This window comes from Mesorhizobium sp. B2-8-5 (assembly GCF_006440675.2).
Lineage (GTDB): Bacteria > Pseudomonadota > Alphaproteobacteria > Rhizobiales > Rhizobiaceae > Mesorhizobium.
The window spans coordinates 3,964,137-3,985,553 of the sequence record NZ_CP083951.1; the positions used below are offsets into that span (position 1 = coordinate 3,964,137).

Consider the following 21,417-nt stretch of genomic DNA (forward strand, 5'->3'; position numbering starts at 1 on the left):
CGAGGCAAGAGCCATGAACATGCATGCACAGCCCCAGCGGACCTTGGCCGAGACGGCGCTGATCGACGCCTTCGGCGAGCGGCTGTCGCTGCTGCCCGGCGACGGCGCGGTGATGGTCAAGCGCGACGACGCGATCGAGGCGATCAAGCACGGCCTGCCGACGCGCCGCGTCGAATCCTGGCATTATACGGACCTGCGCCGGCTGCTCACTTCGGTGCCGGCGTTCGAGACCGACGCCGTCGTCAAGGCGCTGGCGCCGATCCTTGAAGGCTCGGCGGTGCTGCCGGTGCTGAACGGCGTCTCGCAGTCGAAGCTGCAGGAGATCGAAGGCGTCGCGGTGCAGCGCCTGTCGGAGAAACTGACCGACGGCAGCGTGGCTCCGGGACTGGACCCCTATGGCAGCGACGACGCCATCGGCGCGCTCAACACCGCCTTCGTCGCCGACGGCTTATTCGTCGATATCGCCGACGGTGTGGAACTGGAAAAGCCGGTCGAATTGCAGAACCTGCAGGCCGGCGGCCAGTCGCATGTGCGGCTCTTGGCGCGTGTCGGCGCCGGCGCCAAGGCGATTGTCGTCGAGCGCCAGGCAGGCGAGGGCGACGAGGCGCTCGTCTCTTCGGTCAGCCAGCTTGTGGTTGGCGACGGCGCGGAAGTGACCTGGCTGATCGTGCAGGAGCAGCCCGACACGGCCACGCATCTCGCGCAGTTCAAGGCGCATATCGGCAAGGATGCCAAACTGACGCTGTTCGTGATGAACGCCGGCGGCAAGCTCGTTCGCCAAGAGGTCGTCGTCAGGACGACGGGCGAAGGCGCCGACTTCAAATTGCGCGGCATCAACCTTTTGGCCGGCGACACCCATACCGACACCACCATGGTGCTCGACCACGCCGTGCCGCACACGACCTCGACGGAAGTGATCCGCAATGTCGTGACCGGCAAGGCGCGCGGCGTCTTCCAGGGCCGCATCAATGTGCATCAATACGCGCAGAAGACCAACGCCAAGATGGCCTGCAACACGCTGCTTCTGTCGGACGACGGCGAGTTCTCGACCAAGCCGGAGCTGGAGATCTTCGCCGACGACGTCGTCTGCGGCCATGGCGCGACGGTCACCGAGATCGACCACAACCATCTGTTCTACCTGATGGCGCGCGGTATCGACGAGAAGTCGGCGCGGGGCCTTCTGGTGAAGGCATTCGTGGCCGAAGTGATCGAGGAACTGGACGACGAGGCGCTGGTCGAAGCGCTGGAAGCGCGGCTCGACGGCTGGTTTTTGACGCACGGGTAGCGCCTACCTTCTCCCCTTGTGGGAGAAGGTGGCCGAGCGAAGCTCGGTCGGATGAGGGGTGTTGGAAGGATCGCGGCTTCGGCCGACAAGGACTTCGAAATGGACCAGAAGATCGAAACCACCCCATATGACGTCGAGGCGATCCGCCGCGATTTCCCGATCCTGTCGCGCCAGGTCTACGGCAAGCCGCTGGTCTATCTCGACAATGGCGCCTCGGCGCAGAAGCCGCAGGTGGTGCTCGACACCATCCAGCACGCCTATTCCCAGGAATACGCCAACGTCCATCGCGGTCTGCATTTCCTGTCGAACGCGGCGACCGATGCCTATGAGAATGCGCGCAAGTCGGTGCAGCGTTTTCTCAATGCGCCGAGCACGGACAACATCGTCTTCACCTCCAACACCACCTCGGCGATCAACACGGTCGCCTATGGCTGGGGCATGCCGAGGATCGGCGAGGGTGACGAGATCGTGCTTTCAATCATGGAGCACCACTCCAACATCGTGCCTTGGCATTTCATCCGCGAGCGGCAGGGCGCCAAGCTGGTCTGGGTGCCGGTCGACGATCTCGGCGCCTTCCATATCGAGGAATTCGAGAAGCGGCTGACCGGCCGTACCAAGCTCGTCGCCATCACCCAGATGTCGAATGCGCTGGGCACGGTGACGCCGATCAAGGAGATCGTGCGCATCGCGCATGCGCGTGGAATTCCGGTCCTCGTCGATGGCAGCCAGAGCGCCGTCCACATGCCGATCGACGTGCAGGATCTCGACTGCGATTTCTTCGTCTTCACCGGACACAAGGTCTACGGCCCTTCCGGAATCGGCGTGCTCTACGGCAAGAAGGACAGGCTGGAAGAGATGCGCCCTTTCATGGGCGGCGGCGAGATGATCGAGGAGGTGACGGAGGACATCGTCACCTATAACGAGCCGCCGCATCGCTTCGAGGCCGGCACCCCACCGATCGTGCAGGCGATCGGGCTGGGCGCCGCGCTCGATTACATGGAAAAAATCGGCCGTGAACGCATCGCCGTGCACGAGGCGGACCTAAAGACTTACGCGCATGAGCGGCTGCGGGCGATCAACTCGCTGCGCATCTTCGGCGACGCGCCCGGCAAGGGCGCCATCATCTCGTTCGAATTGCAGGGTATCCATGCGCATGACGTGTCGATGGTGATCGACCGGCAAGGTGTTGCCGTCCGCGCGGGCACGCATTGCGCCCAACCGCTGTTGAAACGCTTCGGCGTAACCTCCACATGCAGGGCATCGTTCGGCATGTATAATACCAGGGCCGAAGTGGACGCTTTGGCCGAGGCGCTGGAAAAGGCGCGAAAGTTCTTCGGGTGACGATGATGGACGACGTGAGCACCACCGCAGAAAAAACGCCGGAAACGGCCGCGAACGGCATCGTTTCGGCCTCGGCGATCCCCGCCGATGAGCTGGCGCGGCTGACCGACGACATCGTCTCGGCGCTGAAGACGGTCTACGACCCAGAAATCCCGGCCGACATCTATGAGCTCGGCCTCGTCTACAAGATCGACATCGAGGACGACCGCTCGGTCAAGATCGACATGACGCTGACCGCTCCGGGCTGCCCGGTGGCCGGCGAGATGCCTGGCTGGGTCGAGAACGCCGTCGGCGCCGTCGAAGGCGTCTCCGGCGTCGAGGTCAACATGACGTTCGACCCGCCATGGACGCCCGACCGCATGTCGGAAGAGGCGCAGGTCGCGGTCGGGTGGTATTGAGCTTGACTTGCACGCTAGGTGAAACTTCACCATCTTAAGGGCAGACTCATTCCGCGGGCCTTGAACCCGCGCGAACGTGGAGAATGATATGGGACGCTTCGCCGTCATCACGATGACCGAAAAGGCCGCCGACCGGGTGCGCGAGATCGTCGCCACGCGCGAAGGTGCGCATGGCATCCGGCTCGGCATCAAGAAGGGCGGCTGCGCCGGCATGGAATACACGGTCGACCTGGTGACCGAGCCGAACCCCAAGGACGATCATATCGAACGCGACGGCGCGCATGTCTATGTCGCGCCGGAAGCGGCGTTGTTCCTGTTTGGCACCGAGATGGATTTCGAGCAGACGACGTTGCGCACCGGCTTCACCTTCAGGAATCCGAACCAGAGCTCGGCCTGCGGCTGCGGCGAGTCCGTCGAGCTGAAGCCTGCCGACCTCAAGGCGCTTGCCGAGGCACGCGCCTCGGCCTGACCAAGCCCGCCGGCGCTTCCGCTCAGTCCGGCAGCGCCGCAATGACGACGAGCTCGACAACAAGATCCGGCTGCGCCAGGGCGGCGACGCCGATCACTTCCGATGGCGGCGGGTTGTTGTAGCTGCAGTGCTTCGGGCAATGTTCGGCGAAGAATTCGTCCAGCACGTCCAGACGAAAGTTGGGTGAGCTGAGAACGCCGCCGGACGGGAAAGGTCCTTTGACGTAGAACGTCACCTTGACCAGATGGTCGAGCGAGCTGCCAAGCTCCTCCAGATCCGACTTGATGTTCGCGAGGATCTCGCGCCATTGCGTTGCCGCGTCGCCAACGGCGCCCCCCTGGTGTTTCGACGGATCGTAATCGTCGATGGTGGCGGTGTTGCCGGACAGAAAAACATATCCCTTCGCGTCCGAGACGACTGTGCCCTTGCCCCAAGGCATCAAACGATCGCCTTTGAATTTCTTGTGCGTCGTGAGGTTCATTTCGGCCTCCTGTCGCTAATCCACCCACATCCCCGTCCGTTTGTGCCAGTCGGCGATCGATTCCTCGGGATAGACGTCGAACACCTTGTCCTTTTTCCCGACCACCGGCTCGACCCAGTTCGCCTTGTATTTCAGCATCAGATGCACCTTTTCCGGCGGCGTCGGCAGGTCGCTGTCGATCGCCGAGGCGAAGGGATGCACGAGGTCCGGCCAGGTCGGGTCGTAGAGCCACAGCGCTGCGCCGCATTTCCTGCAGAAATTGCGTTCGCCGGTCGAGACCTCGCAATGCGGATGCTCGTCGTCCTCGATCTCGGCGCGGTAGACAGCGAGATTGCGCTTGCCCCTGATATCAAGCGTCTCGCAGTCGGCGCCGAGATTGATGGCGAAACCGCCGCCGCCCTGCTGCTTGCGGCAGATCGAGCAGTAGCAGAGCATGAACGGCACCGGGGTGTGGCTTTCCACCTCGAAGCGGACGGCGCCGCAGCGGCAGGAGCCTTTGAGCAGGACGGGCATGGCGGGATCTCCGTTTTCCGATCTCAACCTGTCAGCATGCTTTTGGTTGCGGCGATGACAAGGCCCATGCCGGATGAGATGATCGCGGCATGGACAACGCGCGCCTTGAAGAATTGTTCGAAAGCCTGGGGCCGATCAGCATCAGAAAACTGTTCGGGGGCAAGGGCATCTATCGCGACGGCGTCATCGTCGCGGTCGTCGTGCGCGGCGAATTGCTGCTCAAGGCCGACGAGGAGAGCATCCCCGACTTCGAAGCCGCCGGCTGCAAGCAATGGACCTATACAGGCTCGCGGCACGGCAAGGAGGTGGCGATGCCATACTGGAGCATTCCCGACGAGGCTTTCGACGACCCCGACGAAATGGCGGTATGGGCGCGGCGCGCTTATGAGGCGGCGCGAAGGGCGGGGAGATAATTTTCGAGGGCGTTGTGGCGGCCTTTTGGAGATGCCGAGAGACAGCACCCCCCTCTGTCCTGCCGGACATCTCCCCCGCAAGGGGGGAGATCAGCAGCTCAACCGCCGGCTCGCACCCTTCAACGCTGGTGATTGGTGAAGCGCTGGCGAGGTCCAATCTCCCCCCTTGCGGGGGAGATGGCCGGCAGGCCAGAGGGGGGTGTGACGGAACGCGGCGTTCGCATTTGGCTATCGCTGCCGGTAGCTGAGCGTTCCGCGCCTACAACGCCTTGGCAATCTCCGCCGCCAGCCGAGCATTGTTCTCTACCAGCGCGATGTTGGTCTTCAGGCTGCGGCCGCCGGTCAGCTCCAGAATCTTCGACAAAAGGAAGGGCGTCACCGCCTTGCCGGTGACGTTCTGGGCTTCGGCGGCCTTCTGCGCGGCTTCGATATAGCCGGCCATTTCGTCGGCCGGGATCTCGTCGTTCCGCGGCACCGGATTGGCGATGAGGATGCCGCCGCCGAGGCCCAGCGCCTGCCGCGTGCGGTAGAAATGCGCAATGTCTTGCGGCGCATTGAGCGTCAGCGGCGCGCGGAAGGGCGACTGCCTCGACCAGAAGGCGGGCATGGTCTCGCAGCCATGTCCGATCACCGGCACGCCGCGCGTCTCCAGCACTTCCAGCGTCTTTTCGATATCGAGGATCGCCTTGGCGCCGGCAGAGACGACGACAACCGGCGTGCGCGCCAGCTCGTCGAGATCGGCCGAGATGTCGAAGCTCTTTTCCGCGCCTTTGTGGACGCCGCCTATGCCGCCGGTGGCGAAGACCTTTATGCCGGCCATATGCGCGGCGATCATGGTGGCCGCAACGGTGGTGCCGCCGGTACGCTTTTGAGCGACGGCGAAGCCGATATCGGCGCGCGACAGCTTCATGGCGTCACCGGTCATGGCAAGCGATTCGCGCTCGCCGTCGGACAGGCCGATCTTGATGCGGCCGTCGACCACGGCGATCGTCGCCGGCAGCGCGCCGCCATCGATGATGATCTGCTCGACCTTGGCGGCCATCGCGCCATTGTCAGGGTAGGGCATGCCGTGGGTGATGATGGTGCTTTCCAGCGCCACCACCGGCCGGCCGGTGGCAAGCGCCTCCGCCACGGGCGGGTGGATGTCGACGAAGGGGCGGGCGGTGTCGGGTGTCACGGCTGTCTCCGATCAGGAGGAAGTGGGTGTCTGGTGGCCCTATGCCACCTCCCGCGCCTCCGGCACAAGGCCAAGCGCCTGCGTGAAGTTGCCCGCCGTGAAGGACGGCACGGCCTCCGGGCTCTCTATGGCAAGCATCGCCGCGGCAAGGCCCTCGCGCAGCGCGGCACGCAACGGCAGGCCGCGCAGCAAGGCGGCGACGGTTGCGCCGGTCAAGGCGTCGCCGGCTCCGGTCACGTCGGCAACTTTGCGCGGCGCGGGTGGATCGATCTCGAAGACGCCGGTGTCGTCGAAGCCCAGAACCGGGGCGCTGCCGGACGTGACCACGCCGGCATTCAGGCCGGCCCGCCTGAGCGCGTCGACAAGGGTTTCGCCGGATAGCTCGGCGTCGGCCAGCGCGGCGGCTTCGCGGCGGTTCATGAAAAGCAGCGACAGGTCGTCGAGCAGCGGCGCCAGGCGGACGACCTTGGCCGGCGAGACGGCGATGGCGAAGACCGGCCGGCCACCGGCAAGCGCTACCAAGCGCTCCAGCGCCGCCGTCGGCAGGTTGGCGTCGCACAGGATGGCGTCGGCCGCGGCGATCGCCTCGCGCACCTTGGAACGCCTCATCTGCTTGGGGAAGGCAAGATCGTAGAGCGTCATGTCGGCCAGCCCGACAATCAGCTCACCTTCGGCGTCGATCAACGCCGTGTAGCTCGGCGTCGTGCGGTCGAGGAACACCACCGAGAGGTCCGCTATTCCGGCGTTGTCGATCGCCAAGGCGACGGTGTCGGCCGCAGCGTCGCCGCCGCGCACCGATATCAGCGAGGCCGACACGCCGCGCTTCACCACGCTGCGCAGCGCGTTGAAAACCACGCCGCCGACGTCCTCGCGCATGATGCCGGGATTCGAAGCGGCGGGCACATAGGCGCCCGAGACCTGGCCGCGCCGGTCGATATGGGCTCCGCCCAGCGCCAGGATTGTTGGGGATGTCGGCATGCGGATATGGTAACCTTGGTTGATAGTTGGCTGCGCACACTAAGTTTCTGCGCGTCACCCCGCAATCGGCGCCGCGATTCGGGACATGCGGATATCAAATCTCTTCTGGACCAGTGGTTCTGTTTCGCTCCAGCCCTGGTGGGACAAAGAAAGAACATATCCAGATATTGATTGTTTTTCAGCTGCTTGCCGCCCCTTGCCAAATGAGAACAAAAAAGGTACAAAACAAGCAGGGATCACGGATTGTCCGGCCTTCATTGACGACCAAGGGGTGATGTATCATGGCTCAGAATTCTTTGCGGCTTGTAGAGGATAAGGCAGTGGACAAATCAAAGGCTCTGGACGCGGCGCTGTCGCAAATCGAGCGCGCTTTCGGCAAGGGCTCGATCATGCGGCTCGGCGCCAACGAGCAGGTGGTCGAGATCGAAACCGTGCCGACCGGCTCGCTCGGCCTCGACATCGCGCTCGGCGTCGGCGGCCTGCCGCGCGGCCGCATCATCGAGATTTACGGGCCGGAAAGCTCGGGCAAGACGACGCTGGCGCTGCACACGGTGGCGGAAGCCCAGAAGAAGGGCGGTATCTGCGCCTTCGTCGATGCCGAGCACGCGCTCGATCCGGTTTATGCCCGCAAGCTTGGCGTCGACCTCGAGAACCTTTTGATCTCGCAGCCCGACACCGGCGAGCAGGCGCTGGAAATCTGCGACACGCTGGTGCGTTCGGGCGCCATCGACGTGCTGGTCGTCGACTCGGTGGCGGCACTGACGCCGCGCGCTGAAATCGAAGGCGAGATGGGCGATTCGCTGCCCGGTCTTCAGGCTCGCCTGATGAGCCAGGCGCTGCGCAAGCTGACCGCCTCGATCTCGCGCTCCAACACAATGGTCATCTTCATCAACCAGATCCGCATGAAGATCGGCGTCATGTTCGGCTCGCCCGAGACGACCACCGGCGGCAACGCGCTGAAATTCTACGCCTCGGTGCGCCTCGACATCCGCCGCATCGGCTCGGTCAAGGACCGCGACGAGGTCGTCGGCAACCAGACCCGCGTCAAGGTGGTGAAGAACAAGCTGGCCCCGCCCTTCAAGGTGGTCGAGTTCGACATCATGTATGGCGAGGGCGTGTCGAAGACCGGCGAGCTGATCGATCTCGGCGTCAAGGCTGGCGTCATCGAGAAGTCAGGCGCCTGGTTCTCCTACAATTCGCAGCGCCTCGGCCAAGGTCGCGAGAACGCAAAACTGTTCCTGCGCGACAATCCCGATACGGCGCGTGAGGTCGAACTTGCATTGCGCCAGAATGCCGGGCTGATCGCCGAGAAATTTCTCGAGAATGGCGGCTCCGAAGGCGGCGACGACGGTTTCGAGGACGAAGCCGGCGCCTTGTAGGGCCGGTTCGTTCCAGGAAGATCGCGCAGCAGTTTCCTGTTCGGGATTGGGCGGAAGCTATTCGTCGGCTTAGCCGGAGTTCGGCCACAATCCTTGTTTATCGTCTTATGCTTATGTAATCGAGTTCTTGAGTATTGCGTACCCGAACCGCCGGCCTTCGCGCCGGCGGTTTTGCATTTTGCGGGCGGCGCCGGGCCGTCGCTCGCCGGCGGATTGACCTAAAGCGCGTCGCGTCGAAACGGATTCACGCGACGCGCTTTAGGTCGTTGCTTGATGCATGTCGTTGTCGCAAAACCGAGGTCACTTTTGCGCGACATGCACTAACTCCGTGTTTCTGGACAGGCTCAAGAGCTACGGCTAAAAGGCCCATCTATCTTCTGGAAACACCAAAGCCCATCAGCCGCCGGCGACGCCGGCGGTTCTCGCGAAAAGGCAGTACGCAATGAGTGGCGTGAACGATATCCGGTCGACATTTCTCGACTACTTCCGCAAGGAGGGCCACGAGATCGTCGCCTCCAGCCCGTTGGTGCCGCGCAACGATCCGACGCTGATGTTCACAAACGCAGGCATGGTGCAGTTCAAGAACGTCTTCACCGGCCTGGAGAAACGTCCCTATTCGCGAGCGTCCACCGCGCAGAAGAGCGTGCGTGCAGGCGGCAAGCACAACGACCTCGACAATGTCGGCTATACCGCGCGCCATCTCACCTTCTTCGAGATGCTCGGCAATTTCTCGTTCGGCGACTATTTCAAGGAGCGCGCGATCGAGCTTGCCTGGAACCTGATCACCAAGGGTTTCGGCCTGAAGAAGGACAAGCTGCTCGTCACGGTCTATCACACCGACGACGAGGCGGCTGGTTACTGGAAGAAGATCGCCGGCTTCTCCGACGACCGCATAATCCGCATCCCGACCTCGGACAATTTCTGGGCGATGGGCGACACCGGCCCGTGCGGTCCGTGCTCGGAAATCTTCATCGATCGCGGCGAGCATATCTGGGGCGGCCCGCCCGGCAGCCCGGAAGAGGACGGCGACCGGTTCCTGGAATTCTGGAACCTGGTGTTCATGCAGTATGAGCAGGTGACGAAGGAAGAGCGCATCGACCTGCCGCGTCCCTCGATCGACACCGGCATGGGCCTGGAGCGCATGGCCTCCATCCTGCAGGGCGTCGAAAGCGTCTTCGAGACCGACCTGTTCAGGCATTTGATCGACGCGGCGTCCTCGGCGCTAGGCCAGGGGCCGAACCAGGAGAACGTCGGGTCGTACCGCGTCATCGCGGATCATCTGCGCTCGTCCTCGTTCCTGGTGGCAGATGGCGTGCTGCCGTCGAATGAGGGGCGCGGCTATGTGCTGCGCCGCATCATGCGCCGTGCCATGCGCCATGCGCAGCTGCTTGGCGCGAAGGAGCCGCTAATGTGGCAACTGGTGCCGGCGCTGGTGCGCGAGATGGGCCAGGCCTATCCCGAGCTCGTGCGCGGCGAGGCGCTGATCACCGAAACGCTGAAGCTCGAGGAAACACGCTTCCGCAAGACGCTGGTGCGCGGCCTCGGTCTGCTTTCGGACGCTACGGAGACGCTGCATGCCGGCGACATGCTGGATGGCGAGACGGCCTTCAAGCTCTACGACACCTATGGCTTCCCGCTCGATCTGACGCAGGATGCGCTGCGCCAGCGCAGCATCTCGGTCGACATCGCCGGCTTCACCGACGCTATGGAGCGGCAGAAGGCCGAGGCGCGCGCGCATTGGACGGGCTCGGGCGAGGCCGCGACCGAGACGGTATGGTTCTCGGTGCGCGAAAAGACCGGCGCGACCGAATTCCTCGGCTATGAGACCGAGCAGGCGGAAGGCATCGTCCAGGCCCTGGTCAAGGACGGCAAGACCATCGACAGCGCGAGCCAGGGCGATGCGGTCGCCTTGGTCGTCAACCAGACGCCGTTCTACGGCGAATCCGGCGGCCAGATGGGCGACACCGGCGTGATTTCCGGCGAGGGTTTTTCAATCGAGGTCTCGGACACGCAGAAGAAGGCCGATGGCTTGTTCGTGCATCTCGGCAAGGTGGCCAAAGGTACGGTCAAGACGGGTGATGCCGTCGAGCTGAAGGTCGATCATGCCCGCCGCTCAAGGCTGCGCGCCAACCATTCCGCGACGCATCTCATCCACGAGGCGCTGCGCGAGGTGCTGGGCACCCATGTCGCGCAGAAGGGCTCGCTGGTGGCGCCCGACCGGCTGCGCTTCGACATCTCGCACAACAAGCCGATCTCGGCCGATGAACTCGAGGAGGTCGAGCGCATGGCCAACGAGATCGTCGTGCAGAACAGCCCGGTGACGACGCGTCTGATGTCGGTCGACGACGCGATTGCCGAGGGCGCCATGGCGCTGTTCGGCGAGAAATACGGCGATGAGGTGCGCGTCGTGTCGATGGGCACCGGCCTGCATGGCGCCAAGGCCAATCGGCCCTATTCCGTCGAGCTTTGCGGCGGCACGCATGTGAGGTCGACCGGCGATATCGGCCTGGTGCGCATCCTGTCGGACAGCGCGGTGGCGGCCGGCGTGCGCCGCATCGAGGCGCTGACCGGCGAGGCGGCGCGCAGGCATCTGGACGAACAGGACAGGCGGCTGAAGGCCGCGGCGGCGACCTTGAAGATCTCGCCGGCCGACGTGCCGTTGCGCGTCGAGGCGCTGCTCGAAGAGCGCAAAAAGCTCGAAAAGGAGCTTACCGAGGCGCGCAAGAAACTGGCGCTGGGTGGCGGCTCGGCCGTTGCCGATGCTCCGGCCGCGAACGAGACTGTCGCAGGCGTCGGCTTCCTCGGCAAGGCGGTCACCGGCGTGGCGCCGAAGGACCTGAAGCCGCTGGCGGATGCCGGCAAGAAGACGCTCGGCTCCGGCGTGGTCGTCTTTGTCGGCGCGGGCGAGGACAACAAGGCAAGCGTGGTCGTCGGCGTCACCGACGACCTGACCGCTCGTTTCAGCGCCGTCGATCTCGTGCGCGTCGCGTCCGCCGCGCTTGGCGGTCAAGGCGGCGGCGGGCGTCCCGACATGGCGCAGGCCGGCGGCCCCGATGCGTCGAAGGCCAATGATGCCATTGCGGCGGTGAAGGCGGTGCTGGAAGCGGCGTGACGGTCGGGGCGATCGACTGTAGCTCAGGCCGGCTCCCAATTCTCTGAGGGCTGCGCTGCCCCTCATCTGGCTGCCGCCATCTTCTCCCCGTTGAACGGGGAGAAGGGCGCTGTTATCGCGGCTTTCGCCAATAGTCTGCGTTGCAGAAAAGGCGCCGGCGTTGCAATCGCTTCTTTCTCCCCGTTTTACGGGGCGAAATGCCCGGCAGGGCAATGAGGGGCGGCGCCGAGGCTGAGCGAGTTACGCGACCTTTTCCGTCCGCGTAAAGCTCGGCCGTCCGGCTATTCGGGCATACCAATCCCGGATATCCGCAAAGCGCGCCAGCAGATCGCGTCCTTCCGCGACCTTGAGGAAATAGGCGACGATCGGGGCCGCATGCAGGTCCGCCAACGTCAACTGGTCCCCGAGCAGCCACGGGCCCTTAGCCTTCAGCGAGGTCAGAACCTTGAGCACCGTCTCAGCCTGGCTCAGCCCGCTGGCAATCAGTGCCTCATTCGCCGGCGTCTTTTCCAGCCGTTCGACGGCAACGTCCCAGACCATCGCGCGATAACCATAGGCGTCGAGCATGCCGATGATCTGGCCCATCCTGGCGCGGCCGCGCACGTCGGCCGGCTGCAGCGCGGGACCATCGAAGGCTTCATCGACATAGCGCGCGATTGCGCCGGTCTCGAACAGGTGAAAACCGTCATGCTCGAAGGCCGGGATGCGGCCGAAGGGATGATGCTCCAGATACCAGGCCGGAATGCCCTCGGCGGCGAAGATGTCGAGCGGCACCAACTCGTAGCCGATGCCTTTCTCCTCCAGCGCCATTCGCGCGATGCGCACATAGACGCTGTAGTCGGCGCCGTAGAGAGTTGGCTTGGCCATTGATCAGCTCTCAATTTGCCCGTCGCAGTGTCCAAAAAAGCGAAGGCTCCTTGCGGAGCCTTCTGTGTGCCGCAAGGTTGGGTTACCCCATTGCCTTCTGCAAATTCTCGTCGATCTTGTCGAGGAAGCCGGTGGTCGAGAGCCACGGCTGGTCGGGGCCGATCAGCAGCGACAGGTCCTTGGTCATGAAGCCAGACTCGACGGTCTGGATGCAGACTTTTTCCAGCGTCTCGGCGAAGCGCTTCAGAGCGGCGTTGTCGTCGAGCTTGGCGCGGTGCGCCAGGCCGCGCGTCCAGGCGAAGATCGAGGCGATCGAATTGGTCGAGGTTTCCTCGCCCTTCTGGTGCTGGCGGTAGTGGCGCGTCACGGTGCCGTGCGCGGCTTCCGCTTCCACCGTCTTGCCGTCCGGCGTCATCAGCACGGAGGTCATCAGGCCGAGCGAGCCGAAGCCTTGCGCTACGGTGTCGGATTGCACGTCGCCGTCATAGTTCTTGCAGGCCCAGACATAGCCGCCCGACCATTTCAGGCTGGAGGCGACCATGTCATCGATCAGGCGGTGCTCGTACCAGAGTTTCCGCGCCTTGAATTCGGCCTCGAACTCCTTCTCGTAGACTTCCTGGAAGATGTCCTTGAAGCGGCCGTCATAGGCCTTGAGGATGGTGTTCTTGGTCGAGAGATACACCGGGAAGTTGCGCAGCAGGCCATAGTTCAGCGAGGCGCGGGCGAACTCGCGGATCGACTCGTCGAGATTGTACATGGCCATGGCCACGCCGGCGCCCGGCGCGTCATAGACGTCATGCTCGATCACCTGGCCGTCTTCGCCGACGAACTTGATCGTCAGCTTGCCCTTGCCGGGGAAGCGGAAGTCGGTGGCGCGGTACTGGTCGCCGAAGGCATGACGGCCGACGACGATCGGCTTGGTCCAGCCCGGCACCAGGCGCGGCACGTTCTTCATGATGATCGGCTCGCGGAAGATGGTGCCGCCGAGGATGTTGCGGATGGTGCCGTTGGGCGACTTCCACATCTTCTTCAGCTTGAATTCCTCGACGCGTGCCTCGTCGGGAGTGATCGTCGCGCATTTCACGCCGACGCCGTATTTCTTGATGGCGTTGGCCGAGTCGATCGTCACCTGGTCGTTGGTGGCGTCGCGGTTCTCGATGCCGAGGTCGTAATATTCAAGCTTCAGGTCGAGATAGGGGTGGATCAGCTTGTCCTTGATGAACTGCCAGATGATGCGGGTCATCTCGTCGCCGTCGAGTTCGACGACCGGGTTCGCCACCTTGATCTTCGCCATGGAAAGAATGCCTCGTTGCTGGGGGATCTGAACGGCCTTGCCCGCATGGCTTCGGCCGGGGATGCGGAGCGTATATCAAAGGCTTTTTCAGCGCGCAAACCGCGATCCGTGCCGGAGCGGACGGGTGCCGCTGTTGTGAATGCTTCATTTTCCGGTCCGGATGTGGCAGGGGACGCCGAAACGCCGCAAACCCCGGTTACCCACAGCTATGCCAGCCATCGAAAATACAGCCAAGACCGCTTCCGCCGGACCGGCCATCATCCTGGTCGAGCCGCAGCTCGGCGAGAATATCGGCATGGTCGCCCGCGCAATGGCGAATTTCGGCCTATCCGAGCTCAGGCTGGTCAACCCGCGTGACGGCTGGCCGAGCGAGAAGGCGCGCGCGGCCGCCAGCCGGGCCGACCACGTCATCGACGCCACCAGGGTTTTCGACGATCTGGCCTCGGCGGTCGCCGACCTGAACTTCGTCTTCGCCACGACGGCGCGCGAGCGCGACGGCTTCAAGCCGGTGCGCGGTCCCGTGGAAGCGGGCAGGGCGCTGAGAGCACGTGTCGAGGTGGGCGAGCGTACCGGCATCCTGTTCGGCCGCGAGCGCTTCGGCCTCTATAATGACGAGGTCGGGCTCGCCGACGAGATCGTCACCTTCCCGGTCGATCCCGGCTTTTCCTCGCTCAACATCGCCCAGGCGGTGCTGCTGATGTCCTATGAATGGATGAAGTCCGGCCTCGCCGACGAGACCCGGACCAACTTCTCCGGACCGGAGCTTGTGCCGGCGACCAAGGAGCAATTGCACAGCCTGTTCGCCTATCTGGAAAACGCGCTGGAAGCGCGAGGCTACTTCCGCCCGGAAGAAAAGAAGCCGAAGATGGTCGACAATCTGCGCGCCGTGTTGACTCGCGCGGGCTTTGCCGAGCCGGAACTGAAGGTGCTGCGCGGCATCATCTCGTCGCTCGACCGGTTTTCGCCGGCCATGCCGCGCGGCGACGGCTCGCCCGGGGACGATCCGAGACGATTGCCGGCCGGTGCACGCAGTCGCGCCAAAGACGAAGAAAGTTAAAATTGGTAAGCTGTGAGCATTTGAAGTAACCGAATTTTATTCGGTTATACGCCATCCTGACCACAATAGTGGGGGTGGCACATGTTTTCGTCCAATATTGGTCGACTGCGCTTTTTCCTTTACTCTCTCGGCCTCGCCGTGGCCGAGACCGTGGTGATCCTTATTTGCATTGTCAGTACGATCGGCTTCGAAGGGCTGATCAATTCGGGGCCTGGTCCGGCGCGGCAGGGCATGGCGGGCGCCGTCCTCATCGCCTCCCTCGTCTTTGTCGCGCTGCGCGGCAACATCGCCTCGCGCCGCACCCGCGATGCCAACGGGCGCCGATGGATCCTGTGGGCCTACATCGCCCTTTCCGCCGTCTACGCGCTTTTGCAGGCGGGCGTGCTGCTGGTCGTCAAATTCGGCGATCCCGAGAGCATTCCAGGCGGGCTGAACCTGCTTGGACTTTCGGTGTTCGGCCTCTGGTGCACGATCCTGTGGGCGAAGCCGGTCGCGGGCAGCAATATCGATGAATTGACCGATGTTTTCGATTTCGACGGTCCGCTTCCGGCACCGGCGCGTGCCGGACGCACCGTAACAGCCAGCGTGCCGGCCGCCCCACGTGCCGCCGCTTCCGCCGCGCGCGTTCCGCCGGCACCGCAGCCTTTCGGCAGGCCGCGCCCCGCCGGCTTCGGCAAGCGCGGGATTTGAGTAAGTCTTAGAGATAGAGCATGACGTCGTCCGAAAACCGCTTCACACTTTTCGGCACCATGCCCTGGCGCCTGCGCAAAAGCTGCTCGCATTCGCCTCTTCAAGACCACGATCATTCGCGATAGAAGCGCCGTCGGTCCAATCATGGGCCTGACGCTTCTCATGGCTGGATGACAATGAGCGATCGATCAAGCCAACGCCCGATCCTGATGTTCGATTCCGGCGTTGGCGGGCTGACCGTGCTGCGCGAGGCGCGCGTGCTGGTGCCCGATCGCCGATTCGTCTATGTCGCCGACGACGCGGCTTTTCCCTACGGCGCCTGGGAGGAACCGACGCTCAAGGATCACATACTTACGCTGTTCGGCAAATTGCTCGACCGGCTTCAGCCAGCGATTTCGGTCATTGCCTGCAACACCGCCTCGACCCTGGTGATCGATGCGCTGCGCGACAAATTCCCCGGCCATCCGTTCGTGGGCACCGTGCCGGCGATCAAGCCGGCCGCCGAACGCACCCGCTCGGGCCTGGTATCGGTGCTGGCGACGCCGGGCACGGTGAAGCGCCAATACACGCGCGACCTGATTAGCAAATGGGCGCAGAAATGCCATGTGCGCCTGGTCGGCAGCGACCGGCTGGCCGGGCTCGCCGAGATTTACATGCGCCAAGGTTTCGTCGACGAGGAGGCCGTGCGCGCCGAAATCGCGCCCTGCTTCATCGAGCGCGACGGCAACCGCACCGACATCGTCGTGCTCGCCTGCACGCATTATCCGTTTCTCGTCAACCGCATGCGCAAGACCGCGCCCTGGCCGGTCGACTGGATCGATCCGGCCGAGGCGATCGCGCGGCGCGCCATGTCGCTCATCGAACCGGTCGGAGAGACATCGGGCGAGAGCGAGCCCGATCTCGCCGTCTTCACTTCCGGCAAGGTGGATTTTGCCACCAGGCGACTCATCCAGGGCTTTGGACTGACCGCGCGCTAAGGCGCGTTGAGATTCAGGTGAGGCCGGCCCGCAAATGCCAGGTTCCTGCGCTTCCGGTGCTCACGTACCTTAAGTACGCTCCGCTCCGGTTCTCGGAACCCGCCATTTTCGACTCGGCCTGACCTGAATCTCAACGCGCCTTCACCCAGCCGCTAAACAGGCTCGAAGATGATGCTGCGCTGATCCGGGTCGGCCGAGACCAGCTTCAGGTTGAGATCGTCGCCCTGCCTGAGCCCGGAAGCCTTCACGTTGGCGACGACGGGCATGTCGGCAAGCTGCGCGCGCACGCCATGATCGACGAAGTCGGTGACGACGGCCTTGAACGTCTCGCCCTCGCGTCCCTTGAGCATGACCGCCTCGGCGAGGTCGATGGCGGCATGGTTGATCTGCGAAGCGCGGGCATCCGCACGCCCCATCACCTTCGGCAATCTGGCGAACGCGTCGGTGACGGCCTGCGGCACGGGCTGGCCGTTGGCGATCGCCAGCGTGCAGCGCACGACATAGCGGTCGGCCAGCCGCCTGAGCGGCGCGGTGGCATGCGCATAGGTCGCGGCCATCGCCTCATGCCAGGGGACGACACCCTCGTGATAGGGTTGGTAGGACGCACCGTTGCCTGCGCGGCGGATTTCCAGCATCAGCGCGGCGTGTTTCGGATCGGCCGGATCGAGCGTGCGCTGATAGTCGCGCAGGCTGGTGGAGGCGGGCCAGGAAAGCCCAAGCGCCTGTGCCGCGTTGCGCAGTCTTTGCACCTTGGAGGCGTCCGGCCCCGACATCACCCGGAACAACCCGGTCTTGTGCGCCAGCATGGCGTCGGCAATCGCCATATTGGCGGCCAGCGAAAGTGCTGCATTGTCCTGCTCGGATTGCAGCAGCGGCCTGAAAGAAAGCCGGAACGTGCCGTCGGCAAGCTTTTCCACCTCCTGCTCGGGCGGATCGACGCGCGAGGCGCCGCGCCGCTCTTCGTTTGCCGCCATACGCCGCGCCAGTTCCGCGAAGCCGGCTGGAACGTCCGAGGGCTGCACGCTGTCATAGGCGAGCTTCGCGCGGCTTTGGATAGTGGCCCGTTCCGCGCCGTCCAATTTCACCGCGCCGTCGCCGGCGACCCGAACCGTGAAGATGACCGAAGGGCGCGGTCCATCGGGCAACAGGCTGGCCGCAGCCTCGGCAAGCACCGGCGGGTAGAGCCCGGCCTTGCCGTCCGGCAAATAGAGCGTTTCGCCCCGGTTCCAGGCTTCGATATCAATCGCGTCGCCGTCCTCGACGAACCAAGCGATGTCGGCAATGGCATAATGCAAGAAAAGATCGCCACCGCTGGCCTCGATCGAGAACGCCTGGTCGAGATCGGTGGAACTTGCCGGATCGAGTGTTACGAAGGGCATTGCCGTCCGGTCGGCATGCTGCCCGGGCACACGCTTTGCCGCCGCCTCCGCTGCGGCAACCACAGCAGGCGGAAATCCATCCGGCACGTGGAACTCGGTGCGGATTTTGGCGAGGCCGGTGGAGAGCGCTTGTGAGGGATCGGTCAGCGATTTCATGCAACCGTCCTACACTGGCGTTCCCGACACGGGAAGGCTTGCCAGCGAAACCGCCAAGCCCGCCCGCCCGAGGGCCGGCCCCAAGCAGACCGACGGGCCGAGCCACTGCCGCTGGAACTGCCGCTTCAGCGCGGCGTTTCTTCTCACAGCAAAGGAGAAACCGGAGAAATCGCCATGCCTGCCACATCACAAGCACAGCAAAAGGCCGCCGGGGCAGCACTTTCCGCCAAGCGCGGCGAGATCAAGAAAAGCGAGCTTAGGGGCGCTTCGCGCGAAATGTATGAATCGATGAGCGAGAAGCAACTCGAAGAGTTCGCCGAGACCAAACGCAAGGATTTGCCCGGCAAAAAGTCATAGATCGCAGCATCACATGAAGAAGCCCGCGGTATCGCTCGCGGGCTTGTTCAGGTTGACTCAGCTGCCCGCTATCGCCACCAGCAGCGCTTCGTCTTGTAACGGACAATGTGGCGATGGCCGTGGCGCCAGACCACTCTTTTCGTCACCACGACGCGGCATACCTGCCTGTGGCCACTCCAATGCCTGGCCATGGCGGGTTCCGGCGTCATGACAGCCATGGATCCCGCCAGCACAGCGGCCCCGGTCAGGGTAAGGAAGAACTTTTTCATGGGAATTCGGGCTCCTCTGCTCCAGTCCCTTCATTAAGATGGCAGAGCAGCGCGGCTCCTTGAAAGCTACGCCGCTCTGCTGCCGGTGGCCTTCGCCACAACCGGCACCGCACGCAACGCGGGAAATGTTATCGGGTTGCGACCCACGCGGCCAGCCGTAAGCTTGACAGCGGTTAAATCTGTGTTTAACAGCCCCACCAACACCGGGTGGCGACGCCCGGTGGTTTCTTTTGACGTGTCCCGTGGGTTTTCCGTCGCTTTGCGTGGAAAACCCTGTCAGGTCTCGAAAACGGAGGCCAGAGGAGGGCGCGTTTCCTTCGCCCGGAGCCATGGGGTTCCGGGTATATTGTTTTGAAAGGGAATGCGATGAGCAAGCGCGAATCCGCGAAATACAAGATCGACCGCCGTCTCGGCGAAAACATCTGGGGCCGCCCGAAGTCCCCGGTCAACAAGCGTGAATACGGTCCCGGCCAGCACGGCCAGCGCCGCAAGGGCAAGCTTTCCGACTTCGGCCTGCAGCTGCGCGCCAAGCAGAAGCTGAAGGGTCACTATGGCGACGTTTCGGAAAAGCAGTTCCGCAAGGTCTATGAAGAGGCCAACCGCCGCAAGGGCGACACCTCCGAGAACCTGATCGGCCTGCTCGAGTCGCGTCTCGACGCGGTCGTCTACCGCGCCAAGTTCGTGCCGACCATTTTCGCCGCCCGTCAGTTCGTCAACCACGGTCATGTCAACGTCAACGGCAAGCGCACCAACATCGGTTCGTATCGCTGCAAGCCGGGCGACGTCATCGAGGTGCGCGAGAAGTCGAAGCAGCTCGTGATCGTGCTGGAATCGGTTGGTCTCGCCGAGCGCGACGTGCCGGACTACATCGAAGCCGACCACAACAAGATGATCGCGACCTTTGCTCGCGTTCCCGGCCTGTCGGACGTTCCGTTCGCCGTGCAGATGGAACCGAACCTGGTCGTCGAATTCTACTCGCGCTGATCGACATCAATCAGCCGCAGCATCCAAGGCCGCCTCTCGAGGCGGCCTTTTCTTTGTCCGCTATGTCCGCTAAGCCGGGCGCCAACAGAACGCAGGGCCGGCGCCATGAATATGCTGCCAGATGTCAAAACGCTCGAGCCGATCGGCGACGAGACCGACGGCGGCTTCCATCCGCTGTTTGCCGACGTGCCGTCCTCGGTCGAGTTCAACAAGCTGCGCAAGCGGCTGTTGAGGCTGACGCGCCAGGCGATCGAGGATTTCGCCATGGTGAAGCCCGGCGAGCGCTGGCTGGTGGCGCTCTCCGGCGGCAAGGATTCCTATGGCCTGCTCGCGCTTCTGCTCGACCTCAAATGGCGCGGTCTGCTGCCGGTCGAACTGCTCGCCTGCAATCTCGACCAGGGCCAGCCGAATTTCCCGAAGCACATCCTGCCCGATTATCTCAACGCCAACGGCATCGCGCATCGCATCGAATACCAGGACACCTATTCGGTGGTGACCGACAAGCTGCCGGAAGGCAGCACCTATTGCTCGCTCTGCTCGCGGCTGCGGCGCGGCCATTTCTACCGCATCGCGCGCGAGGAGGAATGCTCGGCGCTGGTGCTTGGCCATCACCGCGAGGACATTCTCGAGACCTTCTTCATGAACCTGTTCCATGGCGGGCGTCTCGCCGCCATGCCGCCTAAGCTCCTCAATGACGAAGGTGACGTCTTGGTGCTGCGGCCGCTCGCCTATAGTGCTGAGGCCGACCTCGAGAAATTCGCCAACGCGATGAAATTCCCGATCATCCCGTGCGATCTGTGCGGCAGCCAGGAAGGGCTGCAGCGCAACGCCATGAAGGCGATGCTCGACGACATCGAGAAGCGCATGCCGGGCCGCAAGGACACGATGATCCGCGCCATGACCAATGTAAGGCTCTCGCATCTCCTGGACAGGAAGCTATTCGACTTCGCGGGGCTCGATGCGAATCCAGGACGAGACATTTCCGATGAAATTTGACGACCGTTCGATCGACTGGCTGGCCGAGCTTCTTGCCGACGCCGCCAGGACTGAAATCATGCCGCGCTTCCGCCGGCTGGGCGAGGGCGACGTGCGCCAGAAGACGTCCGCCGCCGACCTCGTGACCGAGGCGGACGTCAATGCCGAGAGGCTGATCACCGCCCGGCTGCTCGAACGCTATCCCCAGGCCATGGTGGTCGGTGAAGAGGCCTGTTCCGACAACCCGGCGCTGCTATCTGGCCTTGGCGATGCCGCGCTTGCCTTCGTCATCGATCCGGTCGACGGCACCTTCAACTTCGCTTCCGGCGTGCCGCTGTTCGGCGTCATGGCCGGCGTCGTCGTCAACGGCGAGACCGTCGCCGGCATCATCCATGATCCGGTCGGCAAGGACTGGCTGATCGGCGCCAAGGGGGCGGGCAGCCATATCCGCCACGCGCATGGCGCGCTGGAGAAGGTCCGCGTCGCGGCACCGGTGCCCATGGCGCAGATGACGGGCGCCGTTTCCTGGCAGTTTCTCGAAGAGCCTGAACGCTCGCGGCTTGCCCGCAACCAGACCAAGACGCTGTCGCAATTCGCCTATCGCTGCGCGGCGCATGAATATCGGCTGCTTGCCAGCGGTCACGCCCATTTCGTGCTCTATAACAAGCTGATGCCCTGGGATCATCTCGCCGGCGCGCTGATCCATCAGGAAGCCGGCGGCCATGTCGCGCGCGTCGACGGCAGCGCCTATCTGCCATCGCATGTCGACGGCGGCCTGCTGGTCGCGCCGGACAAGCAAAGCTGGGACGAGCTGCGCCGCGAGCTCTGGGCTGAGTAGGGTAATCCTGCGCTCGGCCGGCGATCTG

21 protein-coding genes are annotated in these 21,417 nt (G+C 63.8%); 14 read left to right on the plus strand and 7 right to left on the minus strand.

Annotation, left to right across the window (positions count from 1 at the left end):
- Positions 1-13: 13 nt before the first annotated feature.
- From sufD to sufA, 4 genes are all read left to right on the plus strand, one after another.
- Positions 14-1,285 (plus strand): Fe-S cluster assembly protein SufD, encoded by a 1,272-nt coding sequence (sufD, locus tag FJ430_RS19200; protein ID WP_140710304.1) that lies wholly within the window; start codon positions 14-16, stop codon positions 1,283-1,285.
- Positions 1,286-1,384: 99 nt separating this feature from the next.
- Positions 1,385-2,626, plus strand: coding sequence for a cysteine desulfurase (locus tag FJ430_RS19205; RefSeq protein ID WP_140710306.1), 1,242 nt, complete (start codon positions 1,385-1,387; stop codon positions 2,624-2,626).
- Between the two features lie 5 nt (positions 2,627-2,631).
- The gene (locus FJ430_RS19210; RefSeq protein ID WP_140710308.1) at positions 2,632-3,024 is read left to right on the plus strand and encodes an SUF system Fe-S cluster assembly protein; all 393 of its coding nucleotides are present in this window, start codon (positions 2,632-2,634) and stop codon (positions 3,022-3,024) included.
- An 88-nt stretch (positions 3,025-3,112) separates the two neighbouring features.
- Positions 3,113-3,493 carry a Fe-S cluster assembly scaffold SufA gene (gene sufA, locus FJ430_RS19215; protein WP_140647787.1) on the plus strand — a complete coding sequence of 127 codons (381 nt, stop codon included), beginning with the start codon at positions 3,113-3,115 and terminating at the stop codon, positions 3,491-3,493.
- 22 nt (positions 3,494-3,515) lie between these two features.
- Here the strand turns inward: sufA and FJ430_RS19220 are convergent, their stop codons facing one another.
- Entirely contained in the window at positions 3,516-3,974 is a 459-nt protein-coding gene (locus tag FJ430_RS19220; RefSeq protein WP_140647786.1) for a RidA family protein, read from the minus strand.
- Positions 3,975-3,989: 15 nt separating this feature from the next.
- Positions 3,990-4,487: a GFA family protein gene (locus FJ430_RS19225; RefSeq protein ID WP_140710310.1), complete on the minus strand. Its 498-nt coding sequence runs from the start codon at positions 4,485-4,487 to the stop codon at positions 3,990-3,992.
- A gap of 89 nt (positions 4,488-4,576) precedes the next feature.
- On the opposite strand from FJ430_RS19225, the gene FJ430_RS19230 reads away from it, so the two are divergent.
- Complete coding sequence (locus tag FJ430_RS19230; RefSeq protein WP_140710312.1) at positions 4,577-4,900, plus strand: TfoX/Sxy family protein; 324 nt, start codon at positions 4,577-4,579, stop codon at positions 4,898-4,900.
- Between the two features lie 259 nt (positions 4,901-5,159).
- Here FJ430_RS19230 and FJ430_RS19235 read toward each other — a convergent pair whose 3' ends face one another.
- Both FJ430_RS19235 and FJ430_RS19240 read right to left on the minus strand, forming a co-directional pair.
- Positions 5,160-6,077 (minus strand): pseudouridine-5'-phosphate glycosidase, encoded by a 918-nt coding sequence (locus FJ430_RS19235; RefSeq protein ID WP_140710314.1) that lies wholly within the window; start codon positions 6,075-6,077, stop codon positions 5,160-5,162.
- Between the two features lie 39 nt (positions 6,078-6,116).
- Positions 6,117-7,055 carry a carbohydrate kinase family protein gene (locus tag FJ430_RS19240; RefSeq protein ID WP_140710316.1) on the minus strand — a complete coding sequence of 313 codons (939 nt, stop codon included), beginning with the start codon at positions 7,053-7,055 and terminating at the stop codon, positions 6,117-6,119.
- Positions 7,056-7,336: 281 nt separating this feature from the next.
- Here FJ430_RS19240 and recA point away from each other — a divergent pair, with 281 nt between their 5' ends.
- Positions 7,337-8,434, plus strand: coding sequence for a recombinase RecA (gene recA, locus FJ430_RS19245; protein WP_095765184.1), 1,098 nt, complete (start codon positions 7,337-7,339; stop codon positions 8,432-8,434).
- Positions 8,435-8,876: 442 nt separating this feature from the next.
- Positions 8,877-11,546 (plus strand): alanine--tRNA ligase, encoded by a 2,670-nt coding sequence (gene alaS / locus FJ430_RS19250; RefSeq protein ID WP_140710318.1) that lies wholly within the window; start codon positions 8,877-8,879, stop codon positions 11,544-11,546.
- A 240-nt stretch (positions 11,547-11,786) separates the two neighbouring features.
- Here alaS and FJ430_RS19255 read toward each other — a convergent pair whose 3' ends face one another.
- Positions 11,787-12,413 (minus strand): glutathione S-transferase family protein, encoded by a 627-nt coding sequence (locus FJ430_RS19255; protein WP_140710320.1) that lies wholly within the window; start codon positions 12,411-12,413, stop codon positions 11,787-11,789.
- Between the two features lie 82 nt (positions 12,414-12,495).
- Positions 12,496-13,707, minus strand: coding sequence for an NADP-dependent isocitrate dehydrogenase (locus FJ430_RS19260; protein ID WP_140647518.1), 1,212 nt, complete (start codon positions 13,705-13,707; stop codon positions 12,496-12,498).
- 208 nt (positions 13,708-13,915) lie between these two features.
- On the opposite strand from FJ430_RS19260, the gene FJ430_RS19265 reads away from it, so the two are divergent.
- The 3 genes from FJ430_RS19265 to murI all read left to right on the plus strand — a co-directional run bounded on the left by FJ430_RS19265 (position 13,916) and on the right by murI (position 16,431).
- Positions 13,916-14,764 (plus strand): RNA methyltransferase, encoded by an 849-nt coding sequence (locus FJ430_RS19265; protein ID WP_140710322.1) that lies wholly within the window; start codon positions 13,916-13,918, stop codon positions 14,762-14,764.
- Positions 14,765-14,845: 81 nt separating this feature from the next.
- Complete coding sequence (locus tag FJ430_RS19270) at positions 14,846-15,454, plus strand: hypothetical protein (protein ID WP_140710324.1); 609 nt, start codon at positions 14,846-14,848, stop codon at positions 15,452-15,454.
- Positions 15,455-15,630: 176 nt separating this feature from the next.
- Complete coding sequence (murI, locus tag FJ430_RS19275; RefSeq protein WP_140710326.1) at positions 15,631-16,431, plus strand: glutamate racemase; 801 nt, start codon at positions 15,631-15,633, stop codon at positions 16,429-16,431.
- Positions 16,432-16,583: 152 nt separating this feature from the next.
- Here murI and FJ430_RS19280 read toward each other — a convergent pair whose 3' ends face one another.
- Positions 16,584-17,966: an RNB domain-containing ribonuclease gene (locus FJ430_RS19280; protein ID WP_140710328.1), complete on the minus strand. Its 1,383-nt coding sequence runs from the start codon at positions 17,964-17,966 to the stop codon at positions 16,584-16,586.
- 174 nt (positions 17,967-18,140) lie between these two features.
- On the opposite strand from FJ430_RS19280, the gene FJ430_RS19285 reads away from it, so the two are divergent.
- The 4 genes from FJ430_RS19285 to FJ430_RS19300 all read left to right on the plus strand — a co-directional run bounded on the left by FJ430_RS19285 (position 18,141) and on the right by FJ430_RS19300 (position 21,389).
- Positions 18,141-18,323 (plus strand): DUF3008 family protein, encoded by a 183-nt coding sequence (locus tag FJ430_RS19285; protein ID WP_140647513.1) that lies wholly within the window; start codon positions 18,141-18,143, stop codon positions 18,321-18,323.
- A 635-nt stretch (positions 18,324-18,958) separates the two neighbouring features.
- Positions 18,959-19,576 (plus strand): 30S ribosomal protein S4, encoded by a 618-nt coding sequence (gene rpsD, locus FJ430_RS19290; protein WP_140710332.1) that lies wholly within the window; start codon positions 18,959-18,961, stop codon positions 19,574-19,576.
- Positions 19,577-19,681: 105 nt separating this feature from the next.
- Positions 19,682-20,572: a tRNA 2-thiocytidine(32) synthetase TtcA gene (gene ttcA / locus FJ430_RS19295; RefSeq protein WP_140710334.1), complete on the plus strand. Its 891-nt coding sequence runs from the start codon at positions 19,682-19,684 to the stop codon at positions 20,570-20,572.
- Entirely contained in the window at positions 20,562-21,389 is an 828-nt protein-coding gene (locus tag FJ430_RS19300) for an inositol monophosphatase family protein (RefSeq protein WP_140710336.1), read from the plus strand. The genes ttcA and FJ430_RS19300 overlap by 11 nt, the downstream gene beginning before the upstream one ends.
- The last annotated feature ends 28 nt before the right edge of the window (positions 21,390-21,417 follow it).

Excerpts from the sequence above, each read along its gene's own strand:
- sufD (WP_140710304.1), top strand. The coding sequence starts at position 14 with ATGAACATGCATGCACAGCCCCAGCGGACCTTGGCCGAGACGGCGCTG.
- FJ430_RS19205 (WP_140710306.1), top strand. The coding sequence starts at position 1,385 with ATGGACCAGAAGATCGAAACCACCCCATATGACGTCGAGGCGATCCGC.
- FJ430_RS19210 (WP_140710308.1), top strand. The coding sequence starts at position 2,632 with ATGGACGACGTGAGCACCACCGCAGAAAAAACGCCGGAAACGGCCGCG.
- sufA (WP_140647787.1), top strand. The coding sequence starts at position 3,113 with ATGGGACGCTTCGCCGTCATCACGATGACCGAAAAGGCCGCCGACCGG.
- FJ430_RS19220 (WP_140647786.1), bottom strand. The coding sequence starts at position 3,974 with ATGAACCTCACGACGCACAAGAAATTCAAAGGCGATCGTTTGATGCCT.
- FJ430_RS19225 (WP_140710310.1), bottom strand. The coding sequence starts at position 4,487 with ATGCCCGTCCTGCTCAAAGGCTCCTGCCGCTGCGGCGCCGTCCGCTTC.
- FJ430_RS19230 (WP_140710312.1), top strand. The coding sequence starts at position 4,577 with ATGGACAACGCGCGCCTTGAAGAATTGTTCGAAAGCCTGGGGCCGATC.
- FJ430_RS19240 (WP_140710316.1), bottom strand. The coding sequence starts at position 7,055 with ATGCCGACATCCCCAACAATCCTGGCGCTGGGCGGAGCCCATATCGAC.
- recA (WP_095765184.1), top strand. The coding sequence starts at position 7,337 with ATGGCTCAGAATTCTTTGCGGCTTGTAGAGGATAAGGCAGTGGACAAA.
- alaS (WP_140710318.1), top strand. The coding sequence starts at position 8,877 with ATGAGTGGCGTGAACGATATCCGGTCGACATTTCTCGACTACTTCCGC.
- FJ430_RS19255 (WP_140710320.1), bottom strand. The coding sequence starts at position 12,413 with ATGGCCAAGCCAACTCTCTACGGCGCCGACTACAGCGTCTATGTGCGC.
- FJ430_RS19260 (WP_140647518.1), bottom strand. The coding sequence starts at position 13,707 with ATGGCGAAGATCAAGGTGGCGAACCCGGTCGTCGAACTCGACGGCGAC.
- FJ430_RS19265 (WP_140710322.1), top strand. The coding sequence starts at position 13,916 with ATGCCAGCCATCGAAAATACAGCCAAGACCGCTTCCGCCGGACCGGCC.
- FJ430_RS19270 (WP_140710324.1), top strand. The coding sequence starts at position 14,846 with ATGTTTTCGTCCAATATTGGTCGACTGCGCTTTTTCCTTTACTCTCTC.
- murI (WP_140710326.1), top strand. The coding sequence starts at position 15,631 with ATGAGCGATCGATCAAGCCAACGCCCGATCCTGATGTTCGATTCCGGC.
- FJ430_RS19280 (WP_140710328.1), bottom strand. The coding sequence starts at position 17,966 with ATGAAATCGCTGACCGATCCCTCACAAGCGCTCTCCACCGGCCTCGCC.
- FJ430_RS19285 (WP_140647513.1), top strand. The coding sequence starts at position 18,141 with ATGCCTGCCACATCACAAGCACAGCAAAAGGCCGCCGGGGCAGCACTT.
- rpsD (WP_140710332.1), top strand. The coding sequence starts at position 18,959 with ATGAGCAAGCGCGAATCCGCGAAATACAAGATCGACCGCCGTCTCGGC.
- ttcA (WP_140710334.1), top strand. The coding sequence starts at position 19,682 with ATGAATATGCTGCCAGATGTCAAAACGCTCGAGCCGATCGGCGACGAG.
- FJ430_RS19300 (WP_140710336.1), top strand. The coding sequence starts at position 20,562 with ATGAAATTTGACGACCGTTCGATCGACTGGCTGGCCGAGCTTCTTGCC.